This window comes from Streptomyces sp. NPDC020192 (assembly GCF_044388685.1).
Lineage (GTDB): Bacteria > Actinomycetota > Actinomycetes > Streptomycetales > Streptomycetaceae > Streptomyces.
Map to the genome: position 1 here is coordinate 46656 of NZ_JBIRXG010000014.1, position 25600 is coordinate 72255.

Annotated in this window: 19 protein-coding genes; 8 read left to right on the forward strand and 11 right to left on the reverse strand. The window is 73.6% G+C overall.

Going from position 1 to position 25600, the window contains the following annotated elements; translation table 11 throughout:
• The first annotated feature begins 4 nt into the window (after positions 1-4).
• On the forward strand, positions 5-1135 hold the full coding sequence (locus ACH47Z_RS26010) for an LLM class flavin-dependent oxidoreductase (RefSeq protein WP_399077610.1): 1131 nt from the start codon (positions 5-7) through the stop codon (positions 1133-1135).
• Positions 1136-1208: 73 nt separating this feature from the next.
• Here the strand turns inward: ACH47Z_RS26010 and ACH47Z_RS26015 are convergent, their stop codons facing one another.
• Both ACH47Z_RS26015 and ACH47Z_RS26020 read right to left on the reverse strand, forming a co-directional pair.
• Entirely contained in the window at positions 1209-2684 is a 1476-nt protein-coding gene (locus ACH47Z_RS26015) for an MFS transporter (RefSeq protein ID WP_399077612.1), read from the reverse strand.
• A gap of 220 nt (positions 2685-2904) precedes the next feature.
• Entirely contained in the window at positions 2905-3990 is a 1086-nt protein-coding gene (locus ACH47Z_RS26020; protein ID WP_399077614.1) for a M12 family metallopeptidase, read from the reverse strand.
• A gap of 94 nt (positions 3991-4084) precedes the next feature.
• On the opposite strand from ACH47Z_RS26020, the gene ACH47Z_RS26025 reads away from it, so the two are divergent.
• Positions 4085-5803, forward strand: coding sequence for a LuxR C-terminal-related transcriptional regulator (locus ACH47Z_RS26025; RefSeq protein WP_399077616.1), 1719 nt, complete (start codon positions 4085-4087; stop codon positions 5801-5803).
• Positions 5804-5807: 4 nt separating this feature from the next.
• On the opposite strand, the gene ACH47Z_RS26030 is transcribed toward ACH47Z_RS26025, so the two are convergent.
• Positions 5808-8420: a CHAT domain-containing protein gene (locus ACH47Z_RS26030; protein ID WP_399077618.1), complete on the reverse strand. Its 2613-nt coding sequence runs from the start codon at positions 8418-8420 to the stop codon at positions 5808-5810.
• Between the two features lie 77 nt (positions 8421-8497).
• Here ACH47Z_RS26030 and ACH47Z_RS26035 point away from each other — a divergent pair, with 77 nt between their 5' ends.
• Genes ACH47Z_RS26035 through ACH47Z_RS26045 form a run of 3 tightly spaced genes read left to right on the forward strand, consistent with a single transcriptional unit; the run spans position 8498 to position 11069 of the window.
• The gene (locus tag ACH47Z_RS26035) at positions 8498-9925 is read left to right on the forward strand and encodes a S8/S53 family peptidase (RefSeq protein WP_399077620.1); all 1428 of its coding nucleotides are present in this window, start codon (positions 8498-8500) and stop codon (positions 9923-9925) included.
• Positions 9922-10560, forward strand: coding sequence for an RNA polymerase sigma factor (locus ACH47Z_RS26040; RefSeq protein ID WP_399077622.1), 639 nt, complete (start codon positions 9922-9924; stop codon positions 10558-10560). Before ACH47Z_RS26035 ends, ACH47Z_RS26040 begins: the two co-directional genes overlap by 4 nt.
• Positions 10557-11069, forward strand: a complete 513-nt coding sequence (locus tag ACH47Z_RS26045; RefSeq protein WP_399077624.1) for a hypothetical protein — start codon at positions 10557-10559, stop codon at positions 11067-11069. The genes ACH47Z_RS26040 and ACH47Z_RS26045 overlap by 4 nt, the downstream gene beginning before the upstream one ends.
• Before the next feature lie 6 nt (positions 11070-11075).
• Here the strand turns inward: ACH47Z_RS26045 and ACH47Z_RS26050 are convergent, their stop codons facing one another.
• The gene (locus ACH47Z_RS26050; protein WP_399077626.1) at positions 11076-12299 is read right to left on the reverse strand and encodes a cytochrome P450; all 1224 of its coding nucleotides are present in this window, start codon (positions 12297-12299) and stop codon (positions 11076-11078) included.
• 59 nt (positions 12300-12358) lie between these two features.
• Positions 12359-13150 (reverse strand): N-formylglutamate amidohydrolase, encoded by a 792-nt coding sequence (locus ACH47Z_RS26055; RefSeq protein WP_399077628.1) that lies wholly within the window; start codon positions 13148-13150, stop codon positions 12359-12361.
• 80 nt (positions 13151-13230) lie between these two features.
• Between ACH47Z_RS26055 and ACH47Z_RS26060 the strand changes: the two genes are divergently transcribed.
• Entirely contained in the window at positions 13231-13572 is a 342-nt protein-coding gene (locus ACH47Z_RS26060; RefSeq protein WP_399077630.1) for a DUF5713 family protein, read from the forward strand.
• Positions 13573-13579: 7 nt separating this feature from the next.
• Here ACH47Z_RS26060 and ACH47Z_RS26065 read toward each other — a convergent pair whose 3' ends face one another.
• The 6 genes from ACH47Z_RS26065 to ACH47Z_RS26090 all read right to left on the reverse strand — a co-directional run bounded on the left by ACH47Z_RS26065 (position 13580) and on the right by ACH47Z_RS26090 (position 22466).
• The gene (locus ACH47Z_RS26065) at positions 13580-14719 is read right to left on the reverse strand and encodes a homoserine O-acetyltransferase (RefSeq protein ID WP_399077632.1); all 1140 of its coding nucleotides are present in this window, start codon (positions 14717-14719) and stop codon (positions 13580-13582) included.
• Positions 14720-16039, reverse strand: coding sequence for a bifunctional o-acetylhomoserine/o-acetylserine sulfhydrylase (locus tag ACH47Z_RS26070; RefSeq protein WP_399077634.1), 1320 nt, complete (start codon positions 16037-16039; stop codon positions 14720-14722). It abuts the gene before it with no gap.
• 231 nt (positions 16040-16270) lie between these two features.
• Complete coding sequence (locus ACH47Z_RS26075) at positions 16271-18490, reverse strand: NADP-dependent isocitrate dehydrogenase (RefSeq protein WP_399077636.1); 2220 nt, start codon at positions 18488-18490, stop codon at positions 16271-16273.
• A 149-nt stretch (positions 18491-18639) separates the two neighbouring features.
• Positions 18640-19725 (reverse strand): mechanosensitive ion channel family protein, encoded by a 1086-nt coding sequence (locus ACH47Z_RS26080; RefSeq protein WP_399077638.1) that lies wholly within the window; start codon positions 19723-19725, stop codon positions 18640-18642.
• Positions 19726-19908: 183 nt separating this feature from the next.
• Positions 19909-21447 (reverse strand): amino acid permease, encoded by a 1539-nt coding sequence (locus ACH47Z_RS26085; protein WP_399077640.1) that lies wholly within the window; start codon positions 21445-21447, stop codon positions 19909-19911.
• Positions 21448-21491: 44 nt separating this feature from the next.
• Positions 21492-22466 (reverse strand): hypothetical protein, encoded by a 975-nt coding sequence (locus ACH47Z_RS26090; protein ID WP_399077642.1) that lies wholly within the window; start codon positions 22464-22466, stop codon positions 21492-21494.
• Between the two features lie 255 nt (positions 22467-22721).
• On the opposite strand from ACH47Z_RS26090, the gene ACH47Z_RS26095 reads away from it, so the two are divergent.
• Both ACH47Z_RS26095 and ACH47Z_RS26100 read left to right on the forward strand, forming a co-directional pair.
• Complete coding sequence (locus ACH47Z_RS26095) at positions 22722-24152, forward strand: FGGY family carbohydrate kinase (protein WP_399077644.1); 1431 nt, start codon at positions 22722-22724, stop codon at positions 24150-24152.
• Entirely contained in the window at positions 24149-25564 is a 1416-nt protein-coding gene (locus ACH47Z_RS26100; protein WP_399077646.1) for an FAD-dependent oxidoreductase, read from the forward strand. Before ACH47Z_RS26095 ends, ACH47Z_RS26100 begins: the two co-directional genes overlap by 4 nt.
• Positions 25565-25600: the final 36 nt, after the last annotated feature.

A 25600-nucleotide genomic window follows, 5' to 3' on the forward strand; every position in this document is an offset into this window, starting at 1 on the left:
GACCATGTCGTCCGGCACACCGCTCGGCGTCCTCGACCTGGTGCCGATCGCATCCGGTTCGAGCGCGCCCGAGGCGCTGCGCAACTCCATTGATCTCGCCCGCCGTGCCGAGGAGTTCGGTTACGCCCGCTACTGGTTCGCCGAGCACCATCTCAACCCGGGCGTGGCCGGTACGTCGCCCGCGGTCCTGCTGGCCCTCACCGCCGGCGCGACCAGCACGATCCGGCTCGGCTCCGGCGCCGTCCAGCTCGGCCACCGCACCGCACTGTCCACGGTCGAGGAGTTCGGCCTGGTCGACGCCCTGTATCCGAGCCGGCTCGACCTGGGCCTCGGCCGCTCCGGCGGCGGCCCGCCGGAACCGCGGGCGCAGGCTCCGCAGACGGTCCCCCCGGTCGTCGACGGCCGCGCGCCGAACGGCCTGCTCGTCCCGCCCCGCTTCTCCTTCGCACAGCTCCTCGGCTCACCCCGCATCGCCCTCCAGCGCAGGCTGCTGACGCTGCCGAACGCCGAGCCGCAGGAGTACGGCGCGCAGATCGGCGACATCCTCGCCCTGCTCGCCGGCACCTACCGGTCCCCGGAGGGCATCGAGGCACACGCCGTGCCGGGCGAGGGCGCCGACGTCGAGGTGTGGATCCTCGGCAGCAGCGGCGGGGTGAGCGCCGAGACGGCCGGCACGCGGGGGCTGCGGTTCGCCGCCAACTACCACGTCAGCCCCGGCACCGTCCTGGAGGCCGTGGACGGCTACCGGTCGTACTTCCGTCCGTCCGACGTCCTCGACAAGCCCTACGTCAGCGTCTCCGCCGACGTGGTGGTCGCCGAGGACGACGACCGGGCACGGGAACTGGCCGCCGGGTACGGCCACTGGGTGCGCAGCATCCGCACCGCCGAGGGTGCCATCGCGTACCCGACGCCCGAGCAGGCCCGGGCGCACCCCTGGACCGACGCGGACCGGGCGCTGGTCCAGGACCGCCTCGACACCCGGTTCGTCGGCTCCCCGGGCCGGGTCGCCGACCACCTCGAACAGCTCCAGGAGGCCACGGCCGCCGACGAACTCCTCATCACGACCATCACCCACGACCACGCGGACCGGGTCCGCTCCTATGAACTGCTGGCCCAGGAGTGGCAACGCCGATGACACGGGTGCCCCAGGTCGCCCGGCGGCCGCTCCAGGGCACCCGTGACAGAAGTCCCCTCCCCTATACCGGAGTTCACGCCTTGTCCTGCGGTGACGGCTCCAGGACCCCGGTGGCGGCGCTCGTACCCGGAGCGTGCGGCGCGGCCTGGTGGCCGGGCCGCACGCTCCGGTGCAGCAGGGACAGGGGCAGGGCCGCCGTGAGCAGGCCCGCGCAGACCAGGACGGCCTCGGTGTACGCGGTGCGTGGTGGGCCGGCCGTACCGGGCGCGCCCCGCAGGTAGATCCCGGAGACGGCGCTCAGGCACACCGCGGCGGCCACCCGCTGGGCCATCTGCAGGATGCCGCCCGCCACCCCGGCCGCCTCGGCGGGCGCGCGCTGCAGCACCCGGGCCTGGTTGGGGGAGACGGTCAGACCGGACGCGGCCCCGGAGCCCAGCTGGGCCAGGGCCAGCGCGTACGGCAGCGCGGCGGCCGGAAGCACGGCCGTGGCCAGCGCGGCGGCCAGCAGCGCGAGGACACCGAGGACCAGTCCGGCCGTCACCGTCCGCTCGCCCAGCCGTCGTACGACCCGCCACGCCACCGCGGACGCCACGACCATCGCGACGGCCGACGGCAGGGTCACCGCCGCCGTGGCGGGCGCGGACAGGCCGAGGCCCGACTGGAGGAACAGCGTGAGCACGAGGCCCGCCGCCAGCGAGGAGCCGAACTGGGCCATCGCCACCGCCGTGCCCAGCGCGTACGGTGCCGACCGCACCAGGGACGGATGGACCAGCGGGGTACGGCCCCGGCGCACCCGCCACCACTGGCCCAGTGCGAGCGCGCCCGCCGCCCCGGCCGCCGCCAGCGCCCACAGCAGGGCCGCGCGGCCCGAGCCGGGCGGGCGGATGAACGGCAGCATCAGCGACAGGGTCAGCGCGGCCACACACCCGATGCCCCACAGATCGAGCCCGCCGGCCGGTGCCGCACGCCGGGCCGGTGGCAGCCGGCGGACCGCCAGCCACAGGGTGACCAGACCGCAGGGCGTGCTCAGCAGCAGACACACCCGCCAGCCGGTGTCCGGCCCGCACCACGCCACCAGAGCACCGCCGAGCGCCGGTCCGAGCGCGGCGGCGACCCCGCCCGTGACGGCGTACAGACCCAGCGCACGGGCCCGGTCCACCCCCTGGAAGACGTCCTGAAGGGTGCCGATCACCTGCGAGTTGACCAGCCCGGCGCCCGCCCCCTGCACCAGTCGCGCCACCACGACCGTGGCCGGCGCGGTGCCCGTCGCCGCCACCAGGCCGCACAGCACGAACACCGAGAGGCCCAGCAGGAACAGCGGTTTGCGGCCGCGCACGTCGCCGAGGCTCCCGCCGGGCACCAGGACCAGGCCGAAGGAGAGCGAGTACCCGGCCACGATCCACTGCACGTCGGTGGCGCCCGCCGACAGCGAACGCGTCAGGGCCGGGACGGCGATGTTGAGGACGGACTGGTCGAGCAGGGTGGTCACCCCGGCGGCCAGACAGACCGTCAGCACCCGCCGCGCGGCACGATCCTCTCCCGGGAGCATGCGGTCATGCTCACACGCTCCGGCGCCCCCGTCGCCGGACCCGGTGATCCGTTCGCACGACGGAAACACCGCGTTCGCGTACCGAGACACGGCGTCCACACACGGAAACACGGCGTTCGCGGACGAACACCGGTGTGGCCGCGGACGTCACCTCCCCCGTAGGTGACGTCCGCGGCCGCTCCCCCGGTGCCGGACAGTGGCTGTCGTCGTCCGTGTGCCGTCACCAGCACATGACGGCTGTCTCTCCCGAACCCCAGGTCGAGTACAACCGGACCCGGACGAAGTAGCGGCGGCCCTTGACGAGCCGGACCCGGACGGCGGCGTTGTCCGGGCCGCCGCCGTCGTCGTGCCCCGCGAGGAAGCGCGGCACCCCGTCACGCTCCTCGAAGACCACGAGCACGGTGTCGGCGTCGCCGAAGGTGCCCACGGTGTAGTCGCGGGTCTCCGGCGGCTCCAGGCGGAAGTCGGCCTGCTCGCCCGGCCCGAGACCGAGCGCGGCCGACCGGAACGGCACCAGCGCGGTGGGCCCCGCCGGGTCGGCCGGCGGATACCAGCGCAGCACGAACTCCTTGTCGGCCGGGGACGGAGCACCGGACGGACGCAGCCCCCCGCGGTACTGCTCCGGCTCCAGTACGAGCCCCGGCCCGAACGGGAACGTCATGACCGACTGCGGATCCCACACCGAGCCGCTCGCCTCGCCGGCCTCCAGCGGGCGCAGGACGTTCGTGTCCGTGGTCTCCCGGCTCCAGAAGTTCGGCGGGCCCGCCAGTTCGGCGTACACGGCCTCGTCGTCCCAGTGGAGCCCGGCGTACGGGCTCTGGTGCTCGTGCACCATGCCGAGCGCGTGCCCGATCACATGCAGGACCGTTCCGCGCTCCCCGGGCCCGGTGACGTCCCAGCCCAGGTTCATGGTGCGCTCGCCCCGGCCGACCGCCAGCGCCTCCCGGCCCACCGCCGACCAGGAGCCGCCGCCGGTCTGGAAGCCGATCCGCAGCTCCGCCTCGTGCCGGTCGCCGACCTCGGCGAACGTGACGCCGATGCCGAGCCCCTGCCACTCGCGCAGACAGTCGCGGACCGCCTCCCGTGGTGCTTCCCCACCGGCCCACGGCACCCGGCGCAGCTCCCCGGTCCCGGGGGCCGGGATCACGGAGGCGTCGGATCCGTGGTCGTAGAAGTAGTAGTGCAGGACCGTGCCGTTGACCCAGATCCGCCGCCCCGCGAGCAGGGCGCCCAGCCGCTCGGCCGTCAGCCCCGGTGCGAAGCACGGGGCCGGCTGCCGCGGCAGCGAGCAGAGGCGTCGGGTCATGGGGCCAGCCTGCCGTGCGCCGGTGCCGGGCGCCTGAGTCGAGGGCTACTCAAGTCGCCCTGTATCAAACCTGAGTACCCGCGCTCTCGATGGTGTGAGGACTTACGAACAGGACGCGACGACGACGGCGACGACACCGGTGCCGCCCTGGCCGTTCACCGGCCGGGAGGACGAACTGGAGCGGCTGCGCGGCTCTTGGGCGGCCGGCCGGCACGGCATCGTGGTCACCGGACCGGCCGGCCACGGCAAGACCCGGCTGATCACGGAGGCGCTCCGGGGCACCGACCACGCCCGCGTCACCGGCACACCCGAGGCCCGCGACCTGCCCTTCGCCGCCTTCGCGCACCTGCTGCCCGACGACGTCTCACCGCAGCGTGCGGTGCGGATCCTGTCGGGTGTAAGGATCCTGGTCGTGGACGACGCCCATCTGCTGGACGAGGCCTCCGCCGCCCTCGTCCACCAGCTCGCCGTGCACGGCCGCACCCGGCTCGTCGTCGCCGCGGTGGACGGCGCGTCCACGCCCGGCGCGGTGTCCCGGCTGTGGACCGGCGAACTGCTGCCCCGGCTGGCCCTCCCGCCGCTGCCGTACGAGGACACCGCGCACCTGCTCGCCGCGTCCGGCCTGGAGCCGCTCACCGTACGCCGCCTGCACGCGGTGTGCCGGGGTGATCTACGGCTGCTGCGCGACCTGGTGGCCGCGCTGGCCGCGGCCGGCCGGCTGACGTCCGTCCCCGGTACCGGCGAGCGGGCCTGGCGCGGTCCGCTGCCGGTCACCCCGGCCGTGCGCGAACGGCTCGCCCCGGTGCTCGATCGTTCCGGTGCCGGTGAACGGGACACGCTGGAGAGGCTGGCGTTCGCCGAGCCGCTCGCGCTGCCGCTGGACGACCTCGACCTCGACGTCCTGGAGCGCCTGGAGACGGACGGCCTGATCCACGTCGACGACCAGGCGGCGGCCGTCACCCTCGCCCACCCCCTGCACGGCCCGGCCCTGCGCGCCACGACCGGACGTCTGCGCGCCCGCCGCCTGGCGAGTGCGCCTCGCGCCCTCGGCCCGGCCCTGGAGGCCGAACGGCAGGTGCTGGTACGGGGGATCGAGCAACTGGACGTCCGGCCGGTGCCCACCCCGGTGGGCGAGTGGCTGGTGGCGGAGGGCATGCCGGTCCCGGCCGGTTACGCCGCCGTCCGCGCCCGGTTCGGCCGGCTGCGGGGCGAACTGCGGGACGCTGCCGCCTGGGCTCGGCAGGCACCGGGGGACGAGGGCTGCATTGCGGAACTTCGGCTCATCGACGGGGAGTTGAGCGAGGGGGACGGCGTGTATGCCCGCTACGACTCGGTACGCCTGGGTGCGCCGGAGCGGGCCGTGGAGCGACTGCCGGCGGGCAGTGTCTTCGCGCGGCACGCAGCGGCGCTGACGCGGGGGGACGGGCCCGGACTGGACCGGGCCGCCCGGGAGTTGGAGGGGCGAGGGTTCCTGCTGTTCGCGGCGGAGGCGTGTGCGCAGGCCGTGCGGGCCCACCGGGACCCGCGCGCGGCTCGGCTGTCGCGTACCCGGGCCGTCGCCCTCGCGCGCCGCTGCCAGGGCGCGCGGACGCCCGCGCTGGCCGGACTCGTCCTCGGTGAACTGACCGCCCGGCAGCGGCAGATCGTCACGCTCGCGGCGGCGGGGCTCAGCAACCGGGAGATCGCCGAGAAGCTGACGTTGTCGGTACGGACGGTGGGGAATCACCTGTACAGCGCCTACACCCGGCTCGGCACCGGGGACCGGGGAGCGCTGCCGTGGCTCGTCGAGCTGCCGGAGTACGAGTCGGCGTGACCCCTCAGGCGGCCCCGAACGCCGCAAAAGCCCACCCGGTCGCCTGGTGGACCGCGTCGCCCGGGAGGGACGCGCGGGCGTCGCGGAGGGACTCGGCCAGGGAGAGGCCCGTGTCGAGGCCCTTGTGGAGCGCGAGCATCAGGGGGACCACCGCCGCGTCGTTGACCGGGGCGCTGCTCGCCACCACACCGGCCGTGCCCAGCGGGAGCAACGCGGTGACCAGGCCCAGGAGTTCGTCGGCACCGACCGAGGCGAGGCGGGCGGTGTCGCAGCTGGAGAGAATGATCCGGTACGGGCTGCGGGCCAGGCGCTCGAAGTCGTGCACGATCAGCGGGCCGTCGGCCATGCGGAGGCTGCTGAACAGCGGGCTGTCCGCGCGGAACGTGCCGTGCGCCGCGAGGTGGGCGAGGGCCGCGCCGTCGAGATGGTCCAGGATGCGCGGGACCTGGGCGTCGTCGCCCTCCAGGATCGTCGCCGCGCCGTACCGGTCGGCCAGTTCGGGCACTTCAGCGCCGCCCGTGGCGAGGCCGGGGCCGCGTACCAGCACGTGCCGGCCGCCCGGCGGCGGTTCGGTCTCGCGGGCGCGCAGCCAGCTGCCCGCCGACGGCGACACGCTGAGCACCCTCTCGCGCAGCGCGGGCAGCAGTGCCCACGGCACCCGGTGCAGCGCGCCCGGCGGCACGATCACCACGGGACCGGCGTCGAGATGCTGCGCCGCCCCGCCCAGCAGGAGGTCCTGGAGGCGTCGGCCGCCCGCCTCCACCAAGGGCAGCCGGGCCTCGGCGCCGGGGTGGGCGAGCCGTCGTAGCCCGGCCTGGACGTGCTCGGCCTCGGCCATCGCCTCCGTCAGCGGGCCGCCGGCGAACCGCCGTACCCGGCCCTGCCCGCACAGCAGGACGTGCACCCGCCCGTCCACGACGGCGAGTTCGACCAGGTGGGTGTCGCCGAGACCGTCCAGCAGCCGGGCCGCGTCGAAGCGGTCGCCCTCGTCGGGCGCGGCGCCGCGGATGTGGTGGGTGCGGGAGCGGATCTCCCGCTCCAGGCGCCGCTGTTCGCGCTCCAGCGCGGGCACCGGGCGGCCCTCCATCCGGGCCTCCTCCGCGCGGGCCGCTATCTCCCGGTAGGCGGTCAGCCCGCTCAGCAGGGCCGGGTCGGCGGGCGGCCGGGTGGGGGGTGCGGACAGGACCGTGGCCCGCCAGCGCTCGCTCCACTCCAGCAGGCGCCTAGGGCTGCCCTGGGCGAGGCTCACCTCCTGGGCCAGCGCGGCCAGTTCGGCGCCCTGCGCGGTCGTGCGGGCGCGCAGCTCCGAGGCGCCGAGGGTCATCCGGTGGTCGTCCAGCACGTCCAGACCGCGCCGGCAGGCCTCCAGCACCCCGCGCCGGGACCCGGCGGCGCGGGCCCTGAGCGCCTGCGCCGCCCAGCCCGTCACCCGGGCCGGCGGCGGGCCGCCGTACCGGCTGCGCGCGGCCACCGCCAGGTGCCGTTCCGCGTCCGCCGTCCAGCCCAGCGCGAGCGCGATCCGGCCCGCGAGCAGCGAGGCCTCCGGCGCGGCGGGCGAACCGAAGGAGGACAGCTTCTCGGCGACCGCCGCCGCGTCCGCGACCATCCGCCCCGACCGGCGCCCGGCCGCCACCCGGGCCTCGATCAGCACCAGCCGGGCATGGGTCTCCCACCACATCCGGCGCTGGGCCGCGAACAGCCGTACGGCGACGGCGGCGCGGGCGACGGCGGTGTGCGCGTCCCCGGCCGAGCGGGCGGCCCGTGCGGCGGCCAGCAGCAGCTCGGCCTTGCGGGTGGACTGCCCGCCGAGCCGGTCCAGCAGCGCGATCGTCGCGTCCGCCTCGGCCAGCGCCTCCGGGGCCAGCCCGGCCGCCATCAGCACCTCGCAGCGCCGGATGGACAGCATGTACGTCGGTGTGCCGAGCTTGGCGTAGCGCTCCTCGGCCTCGTCCAGCAGCCGCAGCGCCGCGGGGATGTCCCCGGACCGGAACGCGGCGAGCCCCCGGCTCTCCACCACGTCGGCCTTGTCGTGCTCCTGGCCGGTCGTCTCCCACAGCCGCTCGGCCGCCGTGAAGTCCGCGACCGCCCGGTCCACCGCGCCGAGCGCCAGATGCACGGTCGCCCGCAGGGTCAGCGCCCGCGCGGTCCAGATGTCGTCGCCGGCCTGCCGCAGCACCGGCAGCGCCCGCCGTACGTCCTCCAGCGCCTCCCGGTGATGCCCGAGCACCCACCACACGTACGCCCGCCGGAACAGCACCCGGGCCCGGGTGTGTCCGGTGCCCCGGGCGACACCCTGCTCGAAGGAGGTGAGCCCCTGTCGCGTGCGCCCCGCGTGCACCAGTGCGACCCCCAGTGTCGCGAGCACATCGGCCTCCCGGTCGGCCGACTCGGCGCGCGCGGCCAGGTCCCGGGCCCGGCGCAGATGCCCGAGCGCGATCCTGAGGTCGCCGAAGTCCCGCTGCCAGATGCCGAGAACCTGGTGGGCGACGCTGGCGTGCAGCGGCGCCGGCCCGGCCCGCAGCACCTGTTCCGCGCGTGCCCGGGCCTCGCCCGGGTCGGCGAAGACCAAGGGCAGCAGTTCGGAAACTGACTCGCTTCCCGCCATCACGTCTCGCATGGTAGTGGCCTGCTGTATCAGACGGTGTCCTCGCGACTCTCACTGTCGAACACCGTCTTGTCGGGGGAGGAGACACCATGGCACCACAGCGTTTCCACGAGCAGTTCGATCACATCCAGCGCGCGATGCCCGACATCGCCCTGGCGATGGGCCCGGACGACGAGGCCCACTTCCTGTACGAGAAGGGTGTCGTCCTCGCCCGGGACGGCGAGGAGGCCCGGATCGTCGAGGACACCGTGCGCGCCCACTTCACCGAGACCGAAGGGCTGGTGCCCGACCATGTGCGCCGGGACGGCCCGCGGAGCAACCGCACCGGAGTGACCCGCATCCGCATCGGCGACCCCGCCGAGGGCACCGACACCGTCCCGCACGCCCTGCGCGCCCTGCGCGCGGCCGAGGACCGCCAGGGCCGCCGGCTGGTGAGCCGCAACCATGTGGTGCACATCGCGGTCAACGCCTGCCCGGGCGACGAGCCCGTGCCCGTCGCGTGCACCCAGCCGGCCAACCCGGCCGTCGCCGAGGGCCGTTACGACGCCGACAGCGCCGCTCGCGTCCTCGTGATCGACACCGGTCTCGTGCACGACCACGGCGCCTACCCGCCGCTCGCCCACACCACGGGCGACGTCCAGCCCGCCGAGACCGACGCCGACGGAGTGCTGCGCCAGTACGTCGGCCACGGCACGTTCATCGCCGGGATCCTCGCGGCCGTCGCGCCCAACACCCAGGTGACCGTCCGCAACACCCTGAGCGACGCGGGCGCGATCCTGGAGTCCGAGTTCGCCGCCCGGCTCTTCGAGGCGGTCGACGAGGGCGGCTGGCCCGACATCATCAGCCTCTCCGCCGGCACCACCACCGAGGGCGTCACCGACGGCCTCCTCGGCCTGGACGCGTTCATGCGGGAACTGCGCGAGCAGCACACCCTGCTGGTGGCCGCCGCCGGCAACAACTCCAGCCACGCGCCGTTCTGGCCCGCCGCCTACGCCGGCCTGCCCGAGTACGCCGACAGCGTCCTGTCGGTCGGCGCGCTGGGCGCGGACGGCGAGAGCGAGGCCTGCTTCAGCAACCACGGCCCCTGGGTACGGGCCTTCGCCCCCGGCGAGCGCCTCACCAGCGCCCTCACCGGCTTCGACACGCCCGTGCCGTACGTCTACCAGCACTCCACCTACGACGCCTGCCGGTTCGACTACGACTACTCCTGCACCTGCCAGTTCCCGCGCCACACCGGCGTGTTGAGCGAGGGCCGGGAGAACACCGGCGCCAAGCCGCACCAGGTGATGTTCGACGGGCTCGCCCAGTGGAGCGGCACCTCCTTCGCCACGCCGGTCGTCGCGGGCCTCGTCGCCGCGCACATGACGGCGCACGGGGAGCGCGACCCGCGCGCCGCCCGCGACGCGCTGCTGGCGGCGGCCACCGACAGCGCGGAGGTGCGCGGGGCGCGGGTCACGGTGCTCAGGCCGCCCACCTGGCGCCCGGTACCGGTCGTCGACCCGGCCGTGCCGGTATGAGGGCCGGAACGCTCCACTCCACGGCGTACGATGACGTGCCGTACACGAGGGGTGGAAGCGTGGACCGTACAGAGGTCGGGGCGTTGGTCCAGTCCGCCGTCGACGGGGACGCCGCGGCCTGGAAGTCGCTGGTGGAAGGGATGAGTCCGCTGGTGTGGTCGGTGGTGCGCGCGCACCGGCTCTCCGAGGCCGACGCACACGAGGTCTACCAGACCGTGTGGTTCCGCTTCGCCCAGCACCTCGGCCGGATCCGCGAACCCGACAAGGCCGGGTCCTGGCTGGCCAGCACGGCGCGCCACGAGTCGCTGAAGGTGCTCAGGAGCCTGGCGCGGCTGACCCTGACGGACGATCCGCAGGTGCTGGACCGGGCCAGCGACGACCGGACACCGGAGGAGTCGCTGATCGACTCCGAGGAGGAGGCGGACCGTGCCGAGCGGGCCCGCCGCCTGTGGCAGGAGCTGGACGGGATGGGGGAGCGCTGCCGGCAGCTGCTGCGCGTGCTGGTCGCCTCCCCGCCGCCCAGCTATGTGGAGATCTCGGCCGCGCTCGGCATCGCGGTCGGCAGTATCGGACCGTTGCGCCAGCGCTGTCTGCGCCGGCTGCGGGCCCGGATGGACGCACGGGGTGCGGTATGAGCGGCAAGGACGGCAACGGCGGCGACGGCGTGCCCCCGGAGGGCGCGGACGAGGGCGGCGGCGCGGGGGACGGTGAGTTCGTGGACGCGCTGTTGGAGGAGGAGCTGCGGCAGGCGGCCGCCGTCCTGGACCCGGTTCCGGACGTGTTGCGTCAACTGGCCCTGGACGCCTACGCGTTGCACGACCTGGACGCGAGGATCGCCGAGCTGACCTTCGACTCGCTCGTCGACGCGCTGCCGGTCAGGGGCGTCACGGACCCGCCGCGGATGCTGACGTTCCGCGCGGGCGAGGTGACCGTCGACGTCGAGGTCACCGAGGACGGCCTGATCGGGCAGGTGCTGCCGCCGAGTTCGGCGCGGATCGAGGTGCTCGGCGGCCCGCAGACCGTCCGCCCGGTCACGGTCGACACCCTCGGCCGCTTCACCAGCGCCACACCCCCGGCCGGCCCGTTCGCCCTCAGGCTGCGGACCGGCGCGGAGGTCATCGTCACCGAGTGGCTGCGGGCCTGAACCCGGTCAGGCGGACCAGGTGACGGGCAGCGTCCGCGGTCCCCGGATCATCGTCCTGTGCCGCCATTGCACCTGCTCCGGCGGCACGGCGAGCCGCAGTCCGGGCAGCCGGTCCAGCAGCGTGTCGACCAGCAGCTCGGTCTGCAGCCGGGCCAGCACTGTACCGGTGCAGAAGTGCGGGCCGTTGCCGAACGCCACATGCGGGTTCGGATCACGGTCGGGGTCGATGCGGTCCGGGTCCGGGAAGACGGCCGGGTCGCGGTTGGCGGCGAGGTAGGAGACGTACACCGGCTCGCCCGCCGCGATGCGGTGGCCCGCGATCTCCACGTCCTCCAGCGCGATCCGGGACAGCCCGACCGAGCTGCGGTGCGGGATCCAGCGGAACAGCTCGTCCAGCACCGGGCCGCGCGCCTCGGGCCGCGCCCGCATCCGCTCCATCAGCTCCGGCCGGGTCAGCATCAGGTACAGCATCTGGCCGCAGTTGTGCGTGACGGCCTCACCGCCGATCTGCAGCGGGCCGGCCAGCCCGACGGCCTCCTCCTCGCTGATGTCCCCACGCGCGACGGCCCCGCCGAGCATCGAGTAGACGTCCTCGCCCGGACTGTCGGCCCGGGCCCGGATGGTCGCGGTGATCCACCCGTACATGCCCTCCTTGGCCCGGCCGGCCACTTCGGCCCCGTTGGTGGAGATGATCTCCCGGGTCCAGGCGTGCACCCGCGCCCGGTCGGCCGCGGGCACGCCCATCACCTCGCTGACCACGGTGAGCGGGAACGGCTCCAGCACCCGCTCGATCAGATCGGCGGGCGGCCCGTCCCGTACGACGCCGTCCACCAGCTCGTCCAGGATCGCCCGGGCGCGGGGCCGCAGCCGCTTCATGGCGCTCACCGTGAAGGCGCCGGCGACGGGTTTGCGCAGCCGGTTGTGGTCGGGCTGGTCGGCCCAGGCGAGCGAGCCGGGCCGGGGCGCGAAGTTCGGTGCCATCCTGGTCACTTGACGGTGAGTCACCTCGGTGCGGCTGAACCGCGGGTCGTTGGTGATCAGCTTGACGTCGTCGTAGCGGGTCGCCAGCCACGCCCAGCCCTCGCCGAACGGCAGCCGGATCCGGGTCAGCGGGCCCTCGCGCATGAGGCCGGCGAGGAACGGGTCGAAGTCCGTCCCGTCCAGGTCGGGCGTGGACCAGTCCCGCACGGGCGGCGGGGCCTGGCCGGTGAGCGTGGTCTCCTCGGTCATGCATTCCACCCTGGTACGGGGGTGGGCCGGTGTCCTGCGGGAATGCTCCAGCCGGAGTCCTACACCGTGTCGACGAGCGCGGCCAGCGCTGTGGCCAGCCGCTCCAGCCCCGGCCCGGCGGCCCCTCTCGGCTCCGCCATATAGGTGTCCCGCCGGATCTCCACCATCAGGGCACCGACCCGGGCGTCGGTGCCGTAGAACTCCAGCGGTACGTACGTCCCCGCGAACGGGCTGTCCAGCCCGGTCCCCCCGAAGCCCGCGAACGCCTTCCGGGCCGCCCGAAGCAGTTCCGGCGGGGTGTGGAAGGCGTCCGTACCCAGGCACACGGGTGGGCGCGGTCCGGTGCCGTGCAGCTCGTAGGGCAGCGGCTCGGTCGGATACGAATGCACGTCGATGATCACCGCCCGCCCGGTCGCCGCCAGCCGCTCCGCGACTGCCTCGGTCATGGCGCGCGCGTACGGCCGGAAGTACCGCTCCAGCAGCGGCTCCGGATCGGTGTCCGGCCGGCGCAGCTCGTCCTTGTGCGTGGTCCGGGTGTACACCGCTCCCATTCCGGCGGCCGCCATCTCCTCCCGCTCGTCCGGAAACCGCTCCGGGTCCACGACCAGCCGGGACAGCAGGTTCACGAACCGCCAGGGCGTCACCCCGGCCAATTCGGCGGCTTGTTCGGCGAGTTCGGCGGTGTGCGCGTCCGTGATGTGGTCGAGCTCCCGCTCCAGCTCCGTGTCGTCCAGTACGATCCCGGCCCGCACGTCCCCGGGCACGGCCCGCGCCGAGTGCGGCACGTGCAGCAGCACCGGCGAGTCGGGGGCGCCGGGGAGGAGGTCGTACGAGGGGCCGGACCAGGTCACGGGCTGCTCCAGGGGCGTTGTCAGTGGCGTGGTGCAGGATCAAGGTGTCACATCCGCGGGGAGCGAGGGAGGGCGGGAGCATGCCGATCGGCAATCCCGAAGTGGCCGGACACCGGTTTCTGGACGTGCTGTACGAGGACGGCTACTTCCCCGATCACCTCGTGGACAAGGGCAGGGCGATCCTGCTCGCCCTGTGCGAGCGGATCGAGGCCGAGCGGCCCGCCGACCTCGCCGGCCTGTACCGGCTCACGCACGCGGCCACCGAGGAGTTCAACGCCCTGGAGGCCGAGTTCGACGCGGCGGGCAGTGAGATCGAGACGGTGGCCCGCGAGGAGATCGGCGGCGACTTCCGGTTCGTGGCGCGGGCCTACGGCTTTCAGGACGCGGACGTGGAGGAGCTGATCGCGCCCCGGGAGTGGTGAACGCAGCTCAGCCCAGCAACTCCCGTACGAGCGGCCCCACTTGCTCCGTCTCGATCAGGAACCCGTCGTGCCCGTACGGCGACTCGATCACGCGCGGCCGGTCCGCGCCGGGGATCAGTGCGGCCAGCTCCCGCTGCTGGGCGAGCGGATAGAGGCGGTCGGAGTCGACGCCGGCCACGAGGGTCGGCGCGGTCACCCGGGCGAGGGCGGACCGGAGCCCGCCCCGGCCCCGGCCGGCGTCGTGGGCGTTCATCGCCTCGGTGAGGACGACGTAGCTGCCCGCGTCGAAGCGGCGCACCAGCTTCGCCGCGTGATGGTCCAGGTAGGACTCCACCTGGTAGCGGCCGCCGTGCCAGGGGTGCTCGGTGTCCTGCGGGGCCCGGCCGAAGCGGGCCGCCAGTTCCGGTTCGCTGCGGTAGGTGACCTGGGCGAGGCGGCGGGCCAGGCCAAGGCCGGTGTGCGGGGAGCGGTCGGTGTCGTGGTAGTCGCCGCCCTGCCAGTGCGGGTCGGAGCGGATGGCGTGCAGCTGGATGCCGGCCCAGGCGATCTGCTCCGCGCTCGCCGCCGCCGCGGTGGCGAGCAGCAGCAGCGCACCGGTCCGCTCCGGGTACGACACCGCCCACTCCACGGCCCGCATCCCGCCCATCGAACCGCCGACGACCAGCGCCCAGCGCCCGATGCCCAGCGTGTCGGCGAGCGCGGCCTCCGCCGCGACCTGGTCGCGCGGGGTGAGGAACGGGAAGGCGCCGCCCCAGGCCCGGCGGCCGTCCGGGCGCGGGGAGGCGGGGCCCGTGCTGCCCTGGCAGCCGCCCAGCACATTGGGCGCCACCACGAACCAGCGGTCGGTGTCCAGCGCGCGCCCCGGCCCCACCAGCGCGTCCCACCAGCCGGGCGAGGGATGCCCCGGCCCGGCGGGACCGGCGACATGGCTGTCGCCGGTCAGCGCGTGCAGCACCAGCACCGCGTTGGACGCGTCCGGCGCGAGCCGCCCCCACGTCTCGAACGCCAGCCGTGCGCACGGAAGTTCACCGCCCGCCTCCAGCGGCAGCGGCCTCTCGGCCGGCCACCACCTGCGGCGGCCCGGCGGGTCCCCTTCCCGCCAGGCACCGGTGACCGGCAGACGCTCCGTGGCCGGGACGGCGTTCACCTACGCACCCTTGGCCGCGCGGAAGCCGGCCTCCAGGTCCGCCTTGAGGTCGGCCAGGTTCTCGATGCCGACCGACAGCCGTACCAGGCCCGGAGCGGTGCCGGTCGCCGTGAGCTGGTCCTCGGTGAGCTGGCTGTGCGTGGTGGACGCCGGGTGGATGATCAGGCTGCGGACGTCGCCGATGTTGGCGAGATGGCTGAACAGCTCGACGGCGTCCACGAACCGCTTGCCCGCCTCGACCCCGCCGCGCAGCTCGAAGGAGACCACGGCACCGGCCCCGCGCGGCAGGTACTTCTGCCCGGCGTCGTACCACTTGCTGGACTCCAGGCCCGGATAGTGGACGACTGACACCTCGTCGCGCTGCTCCAGCCACTCCGCGAGGGCCTGCGCGTTGGCGGTGTGCCGCTCCAGGCGCAGGCTCAGCGTCTCCACGCCCTGGAGCAGCAGGAACGCCGAGTGCGGGGAGAGCGCCGGGCCGAGGTCGCGCAGCAGCTGCACCCGCAGCTTGACCGCGAACGCGCCCGGACCGAGCGCCGGCCAGTACCGCAGGCCGTGGTAGCTCGGGTCGGGCTCGGTGAAGTCCGGGAAGCGGTCGGCGTGCGCGCCGAAGTCGAAGGTGCCGCCGTCCACCACGACACCGGCGATCGCGGTGCCGTGCCCCCCGAGGAACTTGGTCGCCGAGTGCACCACGATGTCCGCGCCGTGCTCGATCGGCCGCAGCAGATACGGCGTCGGCACGGTGTTGTCCACGATCAGCGGGACCCCGGCCGTGTGGGCCACGTCGGCGACCGCCCGCACGTCGAGCACGTTGCCGCGCGGGTTGCCGAGCGACTCGGCGAACAGCGCCCTCGTGTTCGGCCGGATCGCCGCCCGCCAGGCCTCGGCGTCGTCCGGGTCGTCCACGAAGGACACCTCGATGCCGAACTTGGGCAGGGTGTGCCGGAAGAGGTTGTACGTGCCGCCGTACAGCGAGGTGCTGGAGACGATGTGGTCCCCGGCCCCGGCCAGCGTCAGGATCGCCAGGGTCTCCGCCGCCTGCCCCGAGGCGAGCGCGACCGCGCCGACCCCGCCCTCCAGCGCGGCGATCCGCTGCTCGAACACGTCCGTGGTGGGGTTGTGGATCCGGGTGTAGATGTTGCCGGGCTCGGCCAGCGAGAACAGGTCGGCCGCGTGCCGGGTGTCGCGGAAGACGAAGGACGTGGTCTGGTACACCGGCGTGGCCCGGGCGCCGGTCGCCGGGTCGGGGGCGGCCCCCGCGTGGATCTGCTTCGTCTCGAAGGACCAGGCGGAGCTGTCGGCGGGGGCGGGCTGCGTGCTCATGGTGCTCCTCGTGCGGGGGAGAGCGGCGGGACGTGGCACGAGGGAAACACGGCGGGACGGACCCCAACAGGCTTGTACGGAACGTGACATGAGGACGTCACGGGCCGACATGCCGGCGCAATGTCCGGCAACACGGGCGACCGGATCCCGTGAACCCGTGAACGGCTCCGCCCCGGCCGGATGTGCCCGGCCGGGGCGGAGTCAGGGGGTCGGCTCGAGTCGCCGCAGCGACTAGCCCAGGGACGCGAGCGTCGCGTTCCAGGTGGCCGACGGGCGCATGACCGCGTCCGCCTTGGCCTTGTCGACCTGGTAGTAGCCGCCGAGGTCGGCCGGAGCGCCCTGGACGGCGTTCAGCTCCTCAACGATCTTCTGCTCGTCGGCCGCGAGGGACTCGGCGAGCGGCGCGAACGCCTTGGCCAGGTCGGCGTCGTCGGTCTGCCGGGCCAGCTCCTGCGCCCAGTACAGGGACAGGTAGAAGTGGCTGCCGCGGTTGTCGATGCCGCCGACGCGACGGGTCGGGGACTTGTCCTCGTTGAGGAAGGTCGCCGTGGCGCGGTCGAGGGTGTCGGCGAGGACCTTGGCGCGGGCGTTGCCGGTGGCCTCGGCGTACTGCTCGAAGGACGGCACCAGGGCGAAGAACTCGCCGAGGGAGTCCCAGCGCAGGTAGTTCTCCTTGACCAGCTGCTGGACGTGCTTCGGCGCGGAGCCGCCGGCGCCCGTCTCGAACAGGCCGCCACCCGCCATCAGCGGGACGACCGACAGCATCTTGGCGCTGGTGCCCAGCTCCAGGATCGGGAAGAGGTCGGTCAGGTAGTCACGCAGCACGTTGCCGGTGACCGAGATGGTGTTCTCGCCGCGGCGGATGCGCTCCACCGACAGCTTGGTGGCCTCGACGGGGGAGAGGATCCTGATGTCCAGGCCCTCGGTGTCGTGCTCCGGCAGGTACTGCTTGACCTTGGCGATCAGCTGCGCGTCGTGGGCGCGGCCCTCGTCCAGCCAGAACACGGCCGGGTCGCCGGTGGCGCGGGCGCGGGTGACGGCCAGCTTGACCCAGTCGCGGATCGGGGCGTCCTTGGTCTGGCAGGCGCGGAAGATGTCGCCGGCCGAGACCGTCTGCTCCAGGACGGCGTTGCCGGCCTGGTCGACCAGGCGGACGGTGCCGGTGACCGGGATCTCGAAGGTCTTGTCGTGGCTGCCGTACTCCTCGGCCTTCTGCGCCATGAGGCCGACGTTCGGGACGGAGCCCATGGTGGAGGGGTCGTAGGCGCCGTGGGCACGGCAGTCCTCGATCACGGCCTGGTAGACACCGGCGTAGGAGGAGTCCGGCAGGACCGCGAGGGTGTCCGCCTCCTGGCCGTCCGGGCCCCACATGTGGCCCGAGGTGCGGATCATGGCCGGCATCGAGGCGTCCACGATCACGTCGGAGGGGACGTGCAGGTTGGTGATGCCCTTGTCGGAGTCGACCATGGCCAGCGCGGGGCCCTCGGCCAGTTCGGCGTCGAAGGAGGCCTTGATCTCGGCGCCCTCGGGCAGGGACTCGATGCCCTTGAGGATGCCGCCCAGACCGTCGTTCGGGGTCAGACCGGCGGCGGCGAAGGTCTCGCCGTACTTCGCGAAGGTCTTCGGGAAGAAGGCGCGCACCACGTGACCGAAGATGATCGGGTCGGAGACCTTCATCATCGTGGCCTTCAGGTGCACCGAGAACAGGACGCCCTCCTCCTTGGCGCGGGCGACCTGCGCGGTCAGGAACTCGCGCAGCGCCGCGACGCGCAGCACGGAGGCGTCGACGACCTCGCCCTCGAGGACCGGGACGGACTCGCGCAGGACGGTGGTCGAGCCGTCGTCGCCCTTGAGCTCGATGCGCAGCGCACCGGCCTCGGAGATCACCACGGACTTCTCGGTGGAGCGGAAGTCGTCCACGCCCATGGTGGTCACGTTGGTCTTGGAGTCGGAGCTCCAGGCGCCCATGCGGTGCGGGTGGGTCTTGGCGTAGTTCTTCACCGAGGCCGGGGCGCGGCGGTCGGAGTTGCCCTCACGCAGCACCGGGTTGACGGCGGAGCCCTTGACCTTGTCGTAGCGGGCGCGGATCTCGCGCTCCTCGTCGGTCTTGGGGTCGTCCGGGTAGTCCGGGAGCGCGTAGCCCTTGCCCTGGAGCTCGGCGACGGCGGCGCGCAGCTGCGGGATGGACGCCGAGATGTTCGGCAGCTTGACGATGTTGGCCTCGGGCGTCTTGGCCAGCTCGCCCAGCTCGGCCAGCGCGTCCGGGATGCGCTGGTCCTCGTTCAGGTACTCCGGGAAGTGGGCGATGATGCGCCCGGCCAGCGAGATGTCGCGCGTCGTGACCGGCACACCGGCCTGCGAGGCGTACGCCTGGATCACCGGCAGGAACGAATGCGTCGCCAGGGCCGGGGCCTCGTCTGTGTACGTGTAGATGATGGTCGAGTCAGTCACCGGGTGCTCCGCTCCACGTCTGCAACATTGCTCGACATCAAGATATCTCGTGATCGGGGTCGGCTCGACAGCGGCCCGGGACCGGGTCGGCGTTTTCCGATCATCCGGTCCCGTCGGCCGGCCCGTTCCCGCCGCTTCGAACGTACGTACTACTGCACGGTCCCCGGGACCGCGTCCTCCCCGCTCCGCTGCTGCGGAATCACCACCGCCCCCTGCTGGAGCGCCACCGTGCGGGTCGGGGCCGGGATGCGGATGCCCTCCTCGCGGTAGCGGCGGTGCAGGCGCTTGATGAACTCGTGCTTGATGCGGTACTGGTCGCTGAACTCGCCGACGCCGAGGATCACCGTGAAGCCGATGCGGGAGTCGCCGAAGGTGTGGAAGCGGATGGCGGGCTCGTGGTCGGGGAGGGCGCCGTCGGTCTCACGCATGGTCTGCGCGACGACCTCCGCCGTGACCCGCTCGACGTGTTCCAGGTCGGAGTCGTACGACACGCCGACCTGGACCAGGACCGTCAGCCGCTGCTCCGGGCGGGTGTAGTTGGTCATGTTGGCCTTGGCGAGCTGGCCGTTGGGGATGACCACCAGGTTGTTGGAGAGCTGGCGGACCGTCGTCTGGCGCCAGTTGATGTCGACGACGTAGCCCTCCTCGCCGCTGCTGAGCCGGATGTAGTCGCCCGGCTGGACGGTCTTGGAGGCCAGGATGTGGATGCCCGCGAAGAGGTTCGCGAGGGTGTCCTGGAGGGCGAGGGCGACGGCCAGACCGCCGACGCCCAGGGCGGTCAGCAGGGGCGCGATGGAGATGCCCAGCGTCTGCAGGACGACCAGGAAGCCGATGGCCAGGACCAGGACGCGGGTGATGTTGACGAAGATCGTCGCCGAGCCCGCCACGCCCGAGCGGGACTGGGTGACCGTGCGGACCAGACCGGCGATGACCCGGGCTGCCGACAGCGTCACCACGAAGATCAGCCACACCTCCAGGATCTGGTCGGTGTGGTGCTGGACGGGGTGCGTGAGCGGCAGTACGGCCGCTGCCGCCGCCGCGCCTGCCGCGATCGCTGCCCACGGTACGACCGAGCGCAGCGCGTCCACGATGACGTCGTCGCCGCTCCACTTGGTCCGCTTGGCGTGCTTGGCGAGCCAGCGCAGCACCGTGCGCGACAGGAAGGCGAGCAGCAGGCCCGCCGCGATCGAAATACCGGCGAGGACGAGGTCGTCCAGGGTCAGCGCGCGGTTCACCGGTCACCTCCGGGCCTCGCGGCGGCTGCGGAGTGGGGAAGTCTCGTCACGGTGTCACCTGCTTGCTGTGCGGGATGTGCGAACGCGCCGGCCGGGGGAACTCCGTTGACCGGCGCGATCGTTCATCCTGCCGTATCCGGAACACCAGTTCGTACCCGGACCGGCGCCCTTCGGACAGGTGGCTCAGATGATGCCCTCCGCGAGTTCGGCCTGGTCGCGGTCGTCGCCGTACGCGGCGGCGGTCGGCGTGCCGTACGAACGGCGGGCGACGTACCACCAGACGCTCGCGAGGACCAGGACGACGGCGAGCGCCACCGAGGCGTAGTTCATCGTGTCGACGGTGACGGGTGAGGCCTGCGGCAGGCAGAACAGCACGGTCACACAGGCCACCCAGATGACCGCGATCCAGCCGATCGGCTTGCTCCAGCGGCCCAGTTGCCACGGCCCCGGCTGGAAACGGTCGCCCGCGCGCAGCCGCAGCAGCACCGGGATGGCGTAGGCGGGTGTGATGCCGATGACGTTGATGGCGGTCACCGCGTTGTACGCGGTCGCGGAGTACAGCGACGGCAGGGCGAGGACGCCGGCGACGATCACGGACAGCCAGACGGCGGCGACCGGGGTCTGGGTGCGGCCGCTGACCTTGCGCCACAGGTGCGAGCCGGGCAGCGCCCCGTCCCGGCTGAACGCGAACACCATCCGGCTGGCCGCGGCGACCTCGGCGTTGCCGCAGAACAGCTGGGCGATGATCACGACCAGCAGCAGTGCGCTGGCGCCGTCGGTGCCGAGGCCGTCGAGCAGGATCTGCGCGGGCGGCACGCCGGTGGCGGTGTTGCGCGTGGCGTCGTAGTTCTGGATGGCGAAGGTCAGTCCGGCGAGCAGGACGAAGCCGGCGATCCAGGACGCCCAGATGGACCGCACGATGCCCTTGGCCGCGGACACCGAGGCCTGCGAGGTCTCCTCCGACAGATGGGCGGAGGCGTCGTAGCCGGAGAAGGTGTACTGCGCGAGCAGCAGCCCGATCGCCGCCACGTAGACGGGGTTGTGCCAGCCGGTCTCGTTGACGAACTTCGTGAACACGAAGGACGCCGACTGGTGGTGGTCGGGGACGATCGCGAGCACGCCGACGATCAGCGCGACGCCCGCCAGATGCCACCACACGCTGATGGAGTTGAGCAGGCTGACCAGGCGGACGCCGAACAGGTTCAGCACCGCGTGCAGCAGCAGGATGGCGCAGAAGATCAGCATGGTCTTGCCGGGGGTCGGCGTGAAGCCCCACTGGAGGTTCGCGAACGCGCCGGCGAACAGGGCGGCGCCGTAGTCGATACCGGCGATCGCGCCGAGCAGACCGAGCAGATTCAGCCAGCCCGTGTACCAGCCCCAGCGCGGCCCGCCGAGCCGGTCGGCCATGTAGTACAGGGCGCCGGAGGTCGGATAGGCGCTGGTGACCTCGGCGAGCGCGAGACCGACGCACAGCACGAACAGGCCGACGCCCGCCCAGCCCCACAGCATCACGGCGGGTCCGCCGGTGTTCAGGCCGAAGCCGTACAGGGTCATGCAGCCGGACAGGATCGAGATCACCGAGAAGCTGATCGCGAAGTTGCCGAAGCCGCCCATACGGCGGGCCAGCACCGGGCGGTAGCCGAGTTCGCGCAGACGTTGCTCCTCGTCCTGCTGGGGCAGGCCCGGCGGGCGCGACGGCGAGGGAGCGGGGGTGGCGGACATGCGGGGGAATCCTCCGGGTCAAGGGGTGGCTGAATACGGGGAGTTCAGGGGCGGGCCGCCCGGCAGCGGTCGCGGGCCTGGAGGAAGATCTCCACACCGCGGTCGCGCTCGGGGGTGCGGTACATCCAGGGCGGGGGCGTGAAGTACGGGCCGATCGCGTCGAACACCCGGTCCGCGTCGGGGAATTGGAGGGACCCCCACAGGGCGTGGGCCAGGTGGTTGAGGTCCAGCAGCGAGCGCTCGTCGCGGTGGGTGTGCTCGAACCAGGAGTGCAGGGCGCGCCGGGCCTCGCGGGCCGCGTCCTCCGCCACCCAGTGCAGGTCGAGCGCCGCGTCGTGGCCGCTGTCGCGCCGGTAGCGCTCGACCCGCACGTACAGCGGCAGCACATGCAGCGAGGAGCCGGCCGGAGCCTGCCCGGCGGCCCAGTGCGCGTAGCCGGCGGCCTCCGCGAGCCGGCCCGTGCCGCCGCGCGCGTACAGGAACTGCAGCATCCGGTGGTACGCCTCGCGGTTGTACGGGTCCCGCTTGCCCGCCTCGGCCAGCAGCCCCCAGGGACCCGGCGGCAGCATCGGCTCGGGCGCCGCCACCCGGTGCTCCTCCCAGCGCTGCTCCGGGTCCAGCTGGGCGAGCGCCAGCAGACATACCCAGGGCACCGGGTCGTGCGGTGCGCCGCGGGTTGCGGACTGGGCGGCGTCCCAGGCCTCGATCCACAACTCGTGGGTACGGCGGTGCCGTTCGCGCTGGGCGCGCAGGGCCCGCTCCACCGCGACCCGGGCGTGCATCACCACGGCGTGCGCGTTGCCCGGCTCCTCGGTGAGCCAGGCGCGCACCACGTCGGTGCCCGCGGCGGCCGTCGCGAGAACCTGGGTGCGCTGGGTCCACTGCCACCAGTTCGCGGTGTCCGCGAGCAGCGTGCGCATGGCCATCCAGCGGCCCGTGCGCAGATCCTGCAGCACGGCGCGCAGGGCGCGGTCCGGACCGGCGGGGTCGTAGGAGGGGCGTGCTCCTTCCCTGGCCATCAGCCGTCGGTCCCGGGCCACTGGCGCACGGGCGAGGTGGCGGGGTGGCGTAGCAACAGCCCTCCTGTGGGCGGCGATTGAGATGTGGTGCGGTGGTCGGCGGTCACTATAGAGGTGCGGGTTCCGCCTCACCATTGTTGTCAACTCAACTATTTATTCAGGCGAGTTGCCCATCCCGTCGGTGCTTGACTCCGGACGCGGCGCGACGGCAGGCTGACGCGGTGTGATCTTCGAGGCGCTATGGGAGAAGGTGCGATGACGGGGCCGGTGCTCGCCGTCGACCAGGGCACGTCCGGCACCAAGGCGCTCGTGGTCTGTCCGGAGCGCGGTGTCCTCGGCACCGGGTTCGCCGAGGTCCGCCCCCGGTATCTGCCCGGCGGCCTGGTCGAGGTGGACCCCGCCGAGCTGTACGACTCGGTGCTCGCCGCCGGCCGTCAGGCGCTCGCCGGGGCGGGCGAGCCGGTCGTGGCGCTCGGCCTCGCCAACCAGGGCGAGACCGTCCTCGCCTGGGAGCCGGCCACCGGCCGCCCGCTCACCGACGCCCTGGTCTGGCAGGACCGGCGCGCGGAGACGGTCTGCGCCGAACTCGCCGACCACGCCGAGGAGTTGCGGCAGCTGACCGGCCTGCCCCTCGACCCGTACTTCGCCGCCCCCAAGATGGCCTGGATCCGCCGCCATCTCACCCGCGAGGGCGTCGTCACCACCTCCGACGCCTGGCTGGTCCACCGCCTCACCGGCGCCTACGCCACCGACGCCGCCACCGCCGGCCGCACCCAGCTCCTCGACCTGGACAGCGCCGGGTGGTCGCCGAGGGCGCTGGAGCTGTACGGCCTGGCGGACGAACGGCTCCCGCAGGTCACCGACAACGCCCAACTCATCGGCAGGACAACGGCGTTCGGCTACGACATCCCGCTCACCGGCCTGGCCGTCGACCAGCAGGCCGCCCTGCTCGCCCAGCGTGTCACCCGCCCCGGCGCCGCCAAGTGCACCTACGGCACCGGTGCGTTCCTCCTCGCGCACACCGGCGAGCAGCCCCGGCGGAGCACCTCCGGCCTGGTCGGCTGTGTCGCCTGGCGGCTCGCCGGCACCACCGGCTACTGCCTCGACGGGCAGGTCTACACCGCCGCCTCCGCCGTCCGCTGGCTCACCGACCTCGGCGTCATCTCCTCCGCCGCCGATCTCGACCCCGTCGGCGGCGCGGTCCCCGACAGCGGCGGCGTCACCTTCGTCCCCGCTCTCGCCGGACTCGCCGCCCCCTGGTGGCGCGGCGACCTGCGCGGCTCGCTCACCGGCCTCGGCCTCGACACCACCCCCGGCCATCTCGTCCGCGCCCTGTGCGAGGGCATCGCGGCCCAGGTCGCCGAACTCGCCGACGCCGCCGCCACCGACCTGGGCACCGGCCTGGACCTGCTCCGCGTCGACGGCGGCCTGACCCGCTCCGCGCTCCTCATGCAGACCCAGGCCGACCTGCTGCAACGCCCCGTCGAGGTGTCCGCGCTGCCCGACGCCACCGCCCTCGGCGCCGCCACCCTCGCCCGCCTCGGCGCGGACCGTACCCTGGGCGTCGACCAGGCCCTGCCCGACGGAGAGCCCGCAGCCTTGTACGAACCCCGCATCGGCGCCGACCAGGCCGCCGAACGCCGCGCCCGCTTCCGCACCGCCGTCGCGGCCCTGCTGGACTCATGACGGTCACGGCGGACGGACCGCTGCCCACGGAGACGTACGACGTGGCGATCGTGGGTGCCGGCATCGTCGGCTGTGCCATCGCCCGCGAACTCGCCCGCCGGCCCCGGCTGCGCGTCGCCCTGGTCGAGGCGCAGGACGACGTGGGCCAGGGCACCTCCAAGGCCAACACCGCGATCCTGCACACCGGTTTCGACGCGGCCCCGGGGACCCTGGAGGCCCGTCTGGTCCGCGAGGGGTACGAGCGGTTGGGCGCCTACGCGGCCGAGACCGGCATCCCCGTCGAACGCGTCGGCGCCCTGCTGGTCGCCTGGGACGAGGAGCAACTCGCCGCCCTGCCCCGGCTGGCCGAGAAGGCAGAGGCCAACGGCTACCACGAGACGTGCCCGGTACCGGCCGACGAACTGTACGCCCGCGAACCCCACCTCGGCCCGGGAGCCCTCGGCGCCCTGCACGTCCCCGGCGAGAGCATCATCTGTCCCTGGACGACGACACTGGCGTACGCCACGCAGGCGGTCGGCGCCGGAGTCGACCTGCATCTGAACACCGGGGTGGGGCGGGTGAGTTGGCGGGACGGCCACCAACTGCTCACCTCCCGAGGGCTTGTGCGGGCCCGCCGTCTGGTCAACGCGGCCGGGCTGCACGCCGACGCCGTCGACCGCCTCCTCGGGCACGAGGACTTCACCGTCACCCCGCGCCGCGGCCAGCTCCTGGTGTACGACAAGCTCGCCCGCCCGCTCGTCCGGCACATCCTCCTGCCCGTGCCGACGGCACTCGGCAAGGGCGTCCTGGTCGCGCCCACCGTCTACGGCAACGTCCTGCTCGGCCCCACCGCCGAGGACCTCGACGACAAGCGGGCCACCGGCTCCACCGCCGAGGGCCTCGCCGGCCTCCGGGACAAGGGCCGCCGCATCCTGCCCGACCTGCTGGAGGAGGAGGTCACCGCCGTCTACGCCGGACTGCGCGCGGCCACCGGCCAGGAGGACTACCGCATCGCCGCCCACCCCGAACAGGGGTACGTCACGGTCGGCGGCATCCGCTCCACGGGCCTGACGGCGTCCCTGGCGATCGCAGCCCACGTAACGGGCCTGCTGGCCGACACCGGGCTCGACCTGGGCCCCGAGCGCGAGCCGGCCCCGGTGACCATGCCCAACCTCGGCGAGGCCTTCCCGCGCCCCTACCAGTGCCCCGAACTCATCGCCGCCGACCCCGAGTACGGCACCCTGGTCTGCCACTGCGAGCGCGTCTCCCGGGGCGAGATCCGCGACGCCCTGGCCGGCCCGATCCCGCCACGCAGTCTGGAGGGGCTGCGCCGCCGTACCCGGGCCCGTGCCGGCCGCTGCCAGGGGTTCTACTGCGGGGCGGTGGTGCGGGAGCTGTTCGAGGCGGCGCGCGGTGAGGGGGCGCGGACGTGACGGGCGAGCGGAGTGTGGCGGGTGCCGACGGGGCAG

Excerpts from the sequence above, each read along its gene's own strand:
- ACH47Z_RS26085 (WP_399077640.1), bottom strand. The coding sequence starts at position 21,447 with ATGTCCGCCACCCCCGCTCCCTCGCCGTCGCGCCCGCCGGGCCTGCCC.
- ACH47Z_RS26090 (WP_399077642.1), bottom strand. The coding sequence starts at position 22,466 with ATGGCCAGGGAAGGAGCACGCCCCTCCTACGACCCCGCCGGTCCGGAC.
- ACH47Z_RS26070 (WP_399077634.1), bottom strand. The coding sequence starts at position 16,039 with ATGAGCACGCAGCCCGCCCCCGCCGACAGCTCCGCCTGGTCCTTCGAG.
- ACH47Z_RS26095 (WP_399077644.1), top strand. The coding sequence starts at position 22,722 with ATGACGGGGCCGGTGCTCGCCGTCGACCAGGGCACGTCCGGCACCAAG.
- ACH47Z_RS26045 (WP_399077624.1), top strand. The coding sequence starts at position 10,557 with ATGAGCGGCAAGGACGGCAACGGCGGCGACGGCGTGCCCCCGGAGGGC.
- ACH47Z_RS26060 (WP_399077630.1), top strand. The coding sequence starts at position 13,231 with ATGCCGATCGGCAATCCCGAAGTGGCCGGACACCGGTTTCTGGACGTG.
- ACH47Z_RS26010 (WP_399077610.1), top strand. The coding sequence starts at position 5 with ATGTCGTCCGGCACACCGCTCGGCGTCCTCGACCTGGTGCCGATCGCA.
- ACH47Z_RS26035 (WP_399077620.1), top strand. The coding sequence starts at position 8,498 with ATGGCACCACAGCGTTTCCACGAGCAGTTCGATCACATCCAGCGCGCG.
- ACH47Z_RS26100 (WP_399077646.1), top strand. The coding sequence starts at position 24,149 with ATGACGGTCACGGCGGACGGACCGCTGCCCACGGAGACGTACGACGTG.
- ACH47Z_RS26050 (WP_399077626.1), bottom strand. The coding sequence starts at position 12,299 with ATGACCGAGGAGACCACGCTCACCGGCCAGGCCCCGCCGCCCGTGCGG.
- ACH47Z_RS26020 (WP_399077614.1), bottom strand. The coding sequence starts at position 3,990 with ATGACCCGACGCCTCTGCTCGCTGCCGCGGCAGCCGGCCCCGTGCTTC.
- ACH47Z_RS26040 (WP_399077622.1), top strand. The coding sequence starts at position 9,922 with ATGAGGGCCGGAACGCTCCACTCCACGGCGTACGATGACGTGCCGTAC.
- ACH47Z_RS26030 (WP_399077618.1), bottom strand. The coding sequence starts at position 8,420 with ATGCGAGACGTGATGGCGGGAAGCGAGTCAGTTTCCGAACTGCTGCCC.
- ACH47Z_RS26015 (WP_399077612.1), bottom strand. The coding sequence starts at position 2,684 with ATGCTCCCGGGAGAGGATCGTGCCGCGCGGCGGGTGCTGACGGTCTGT.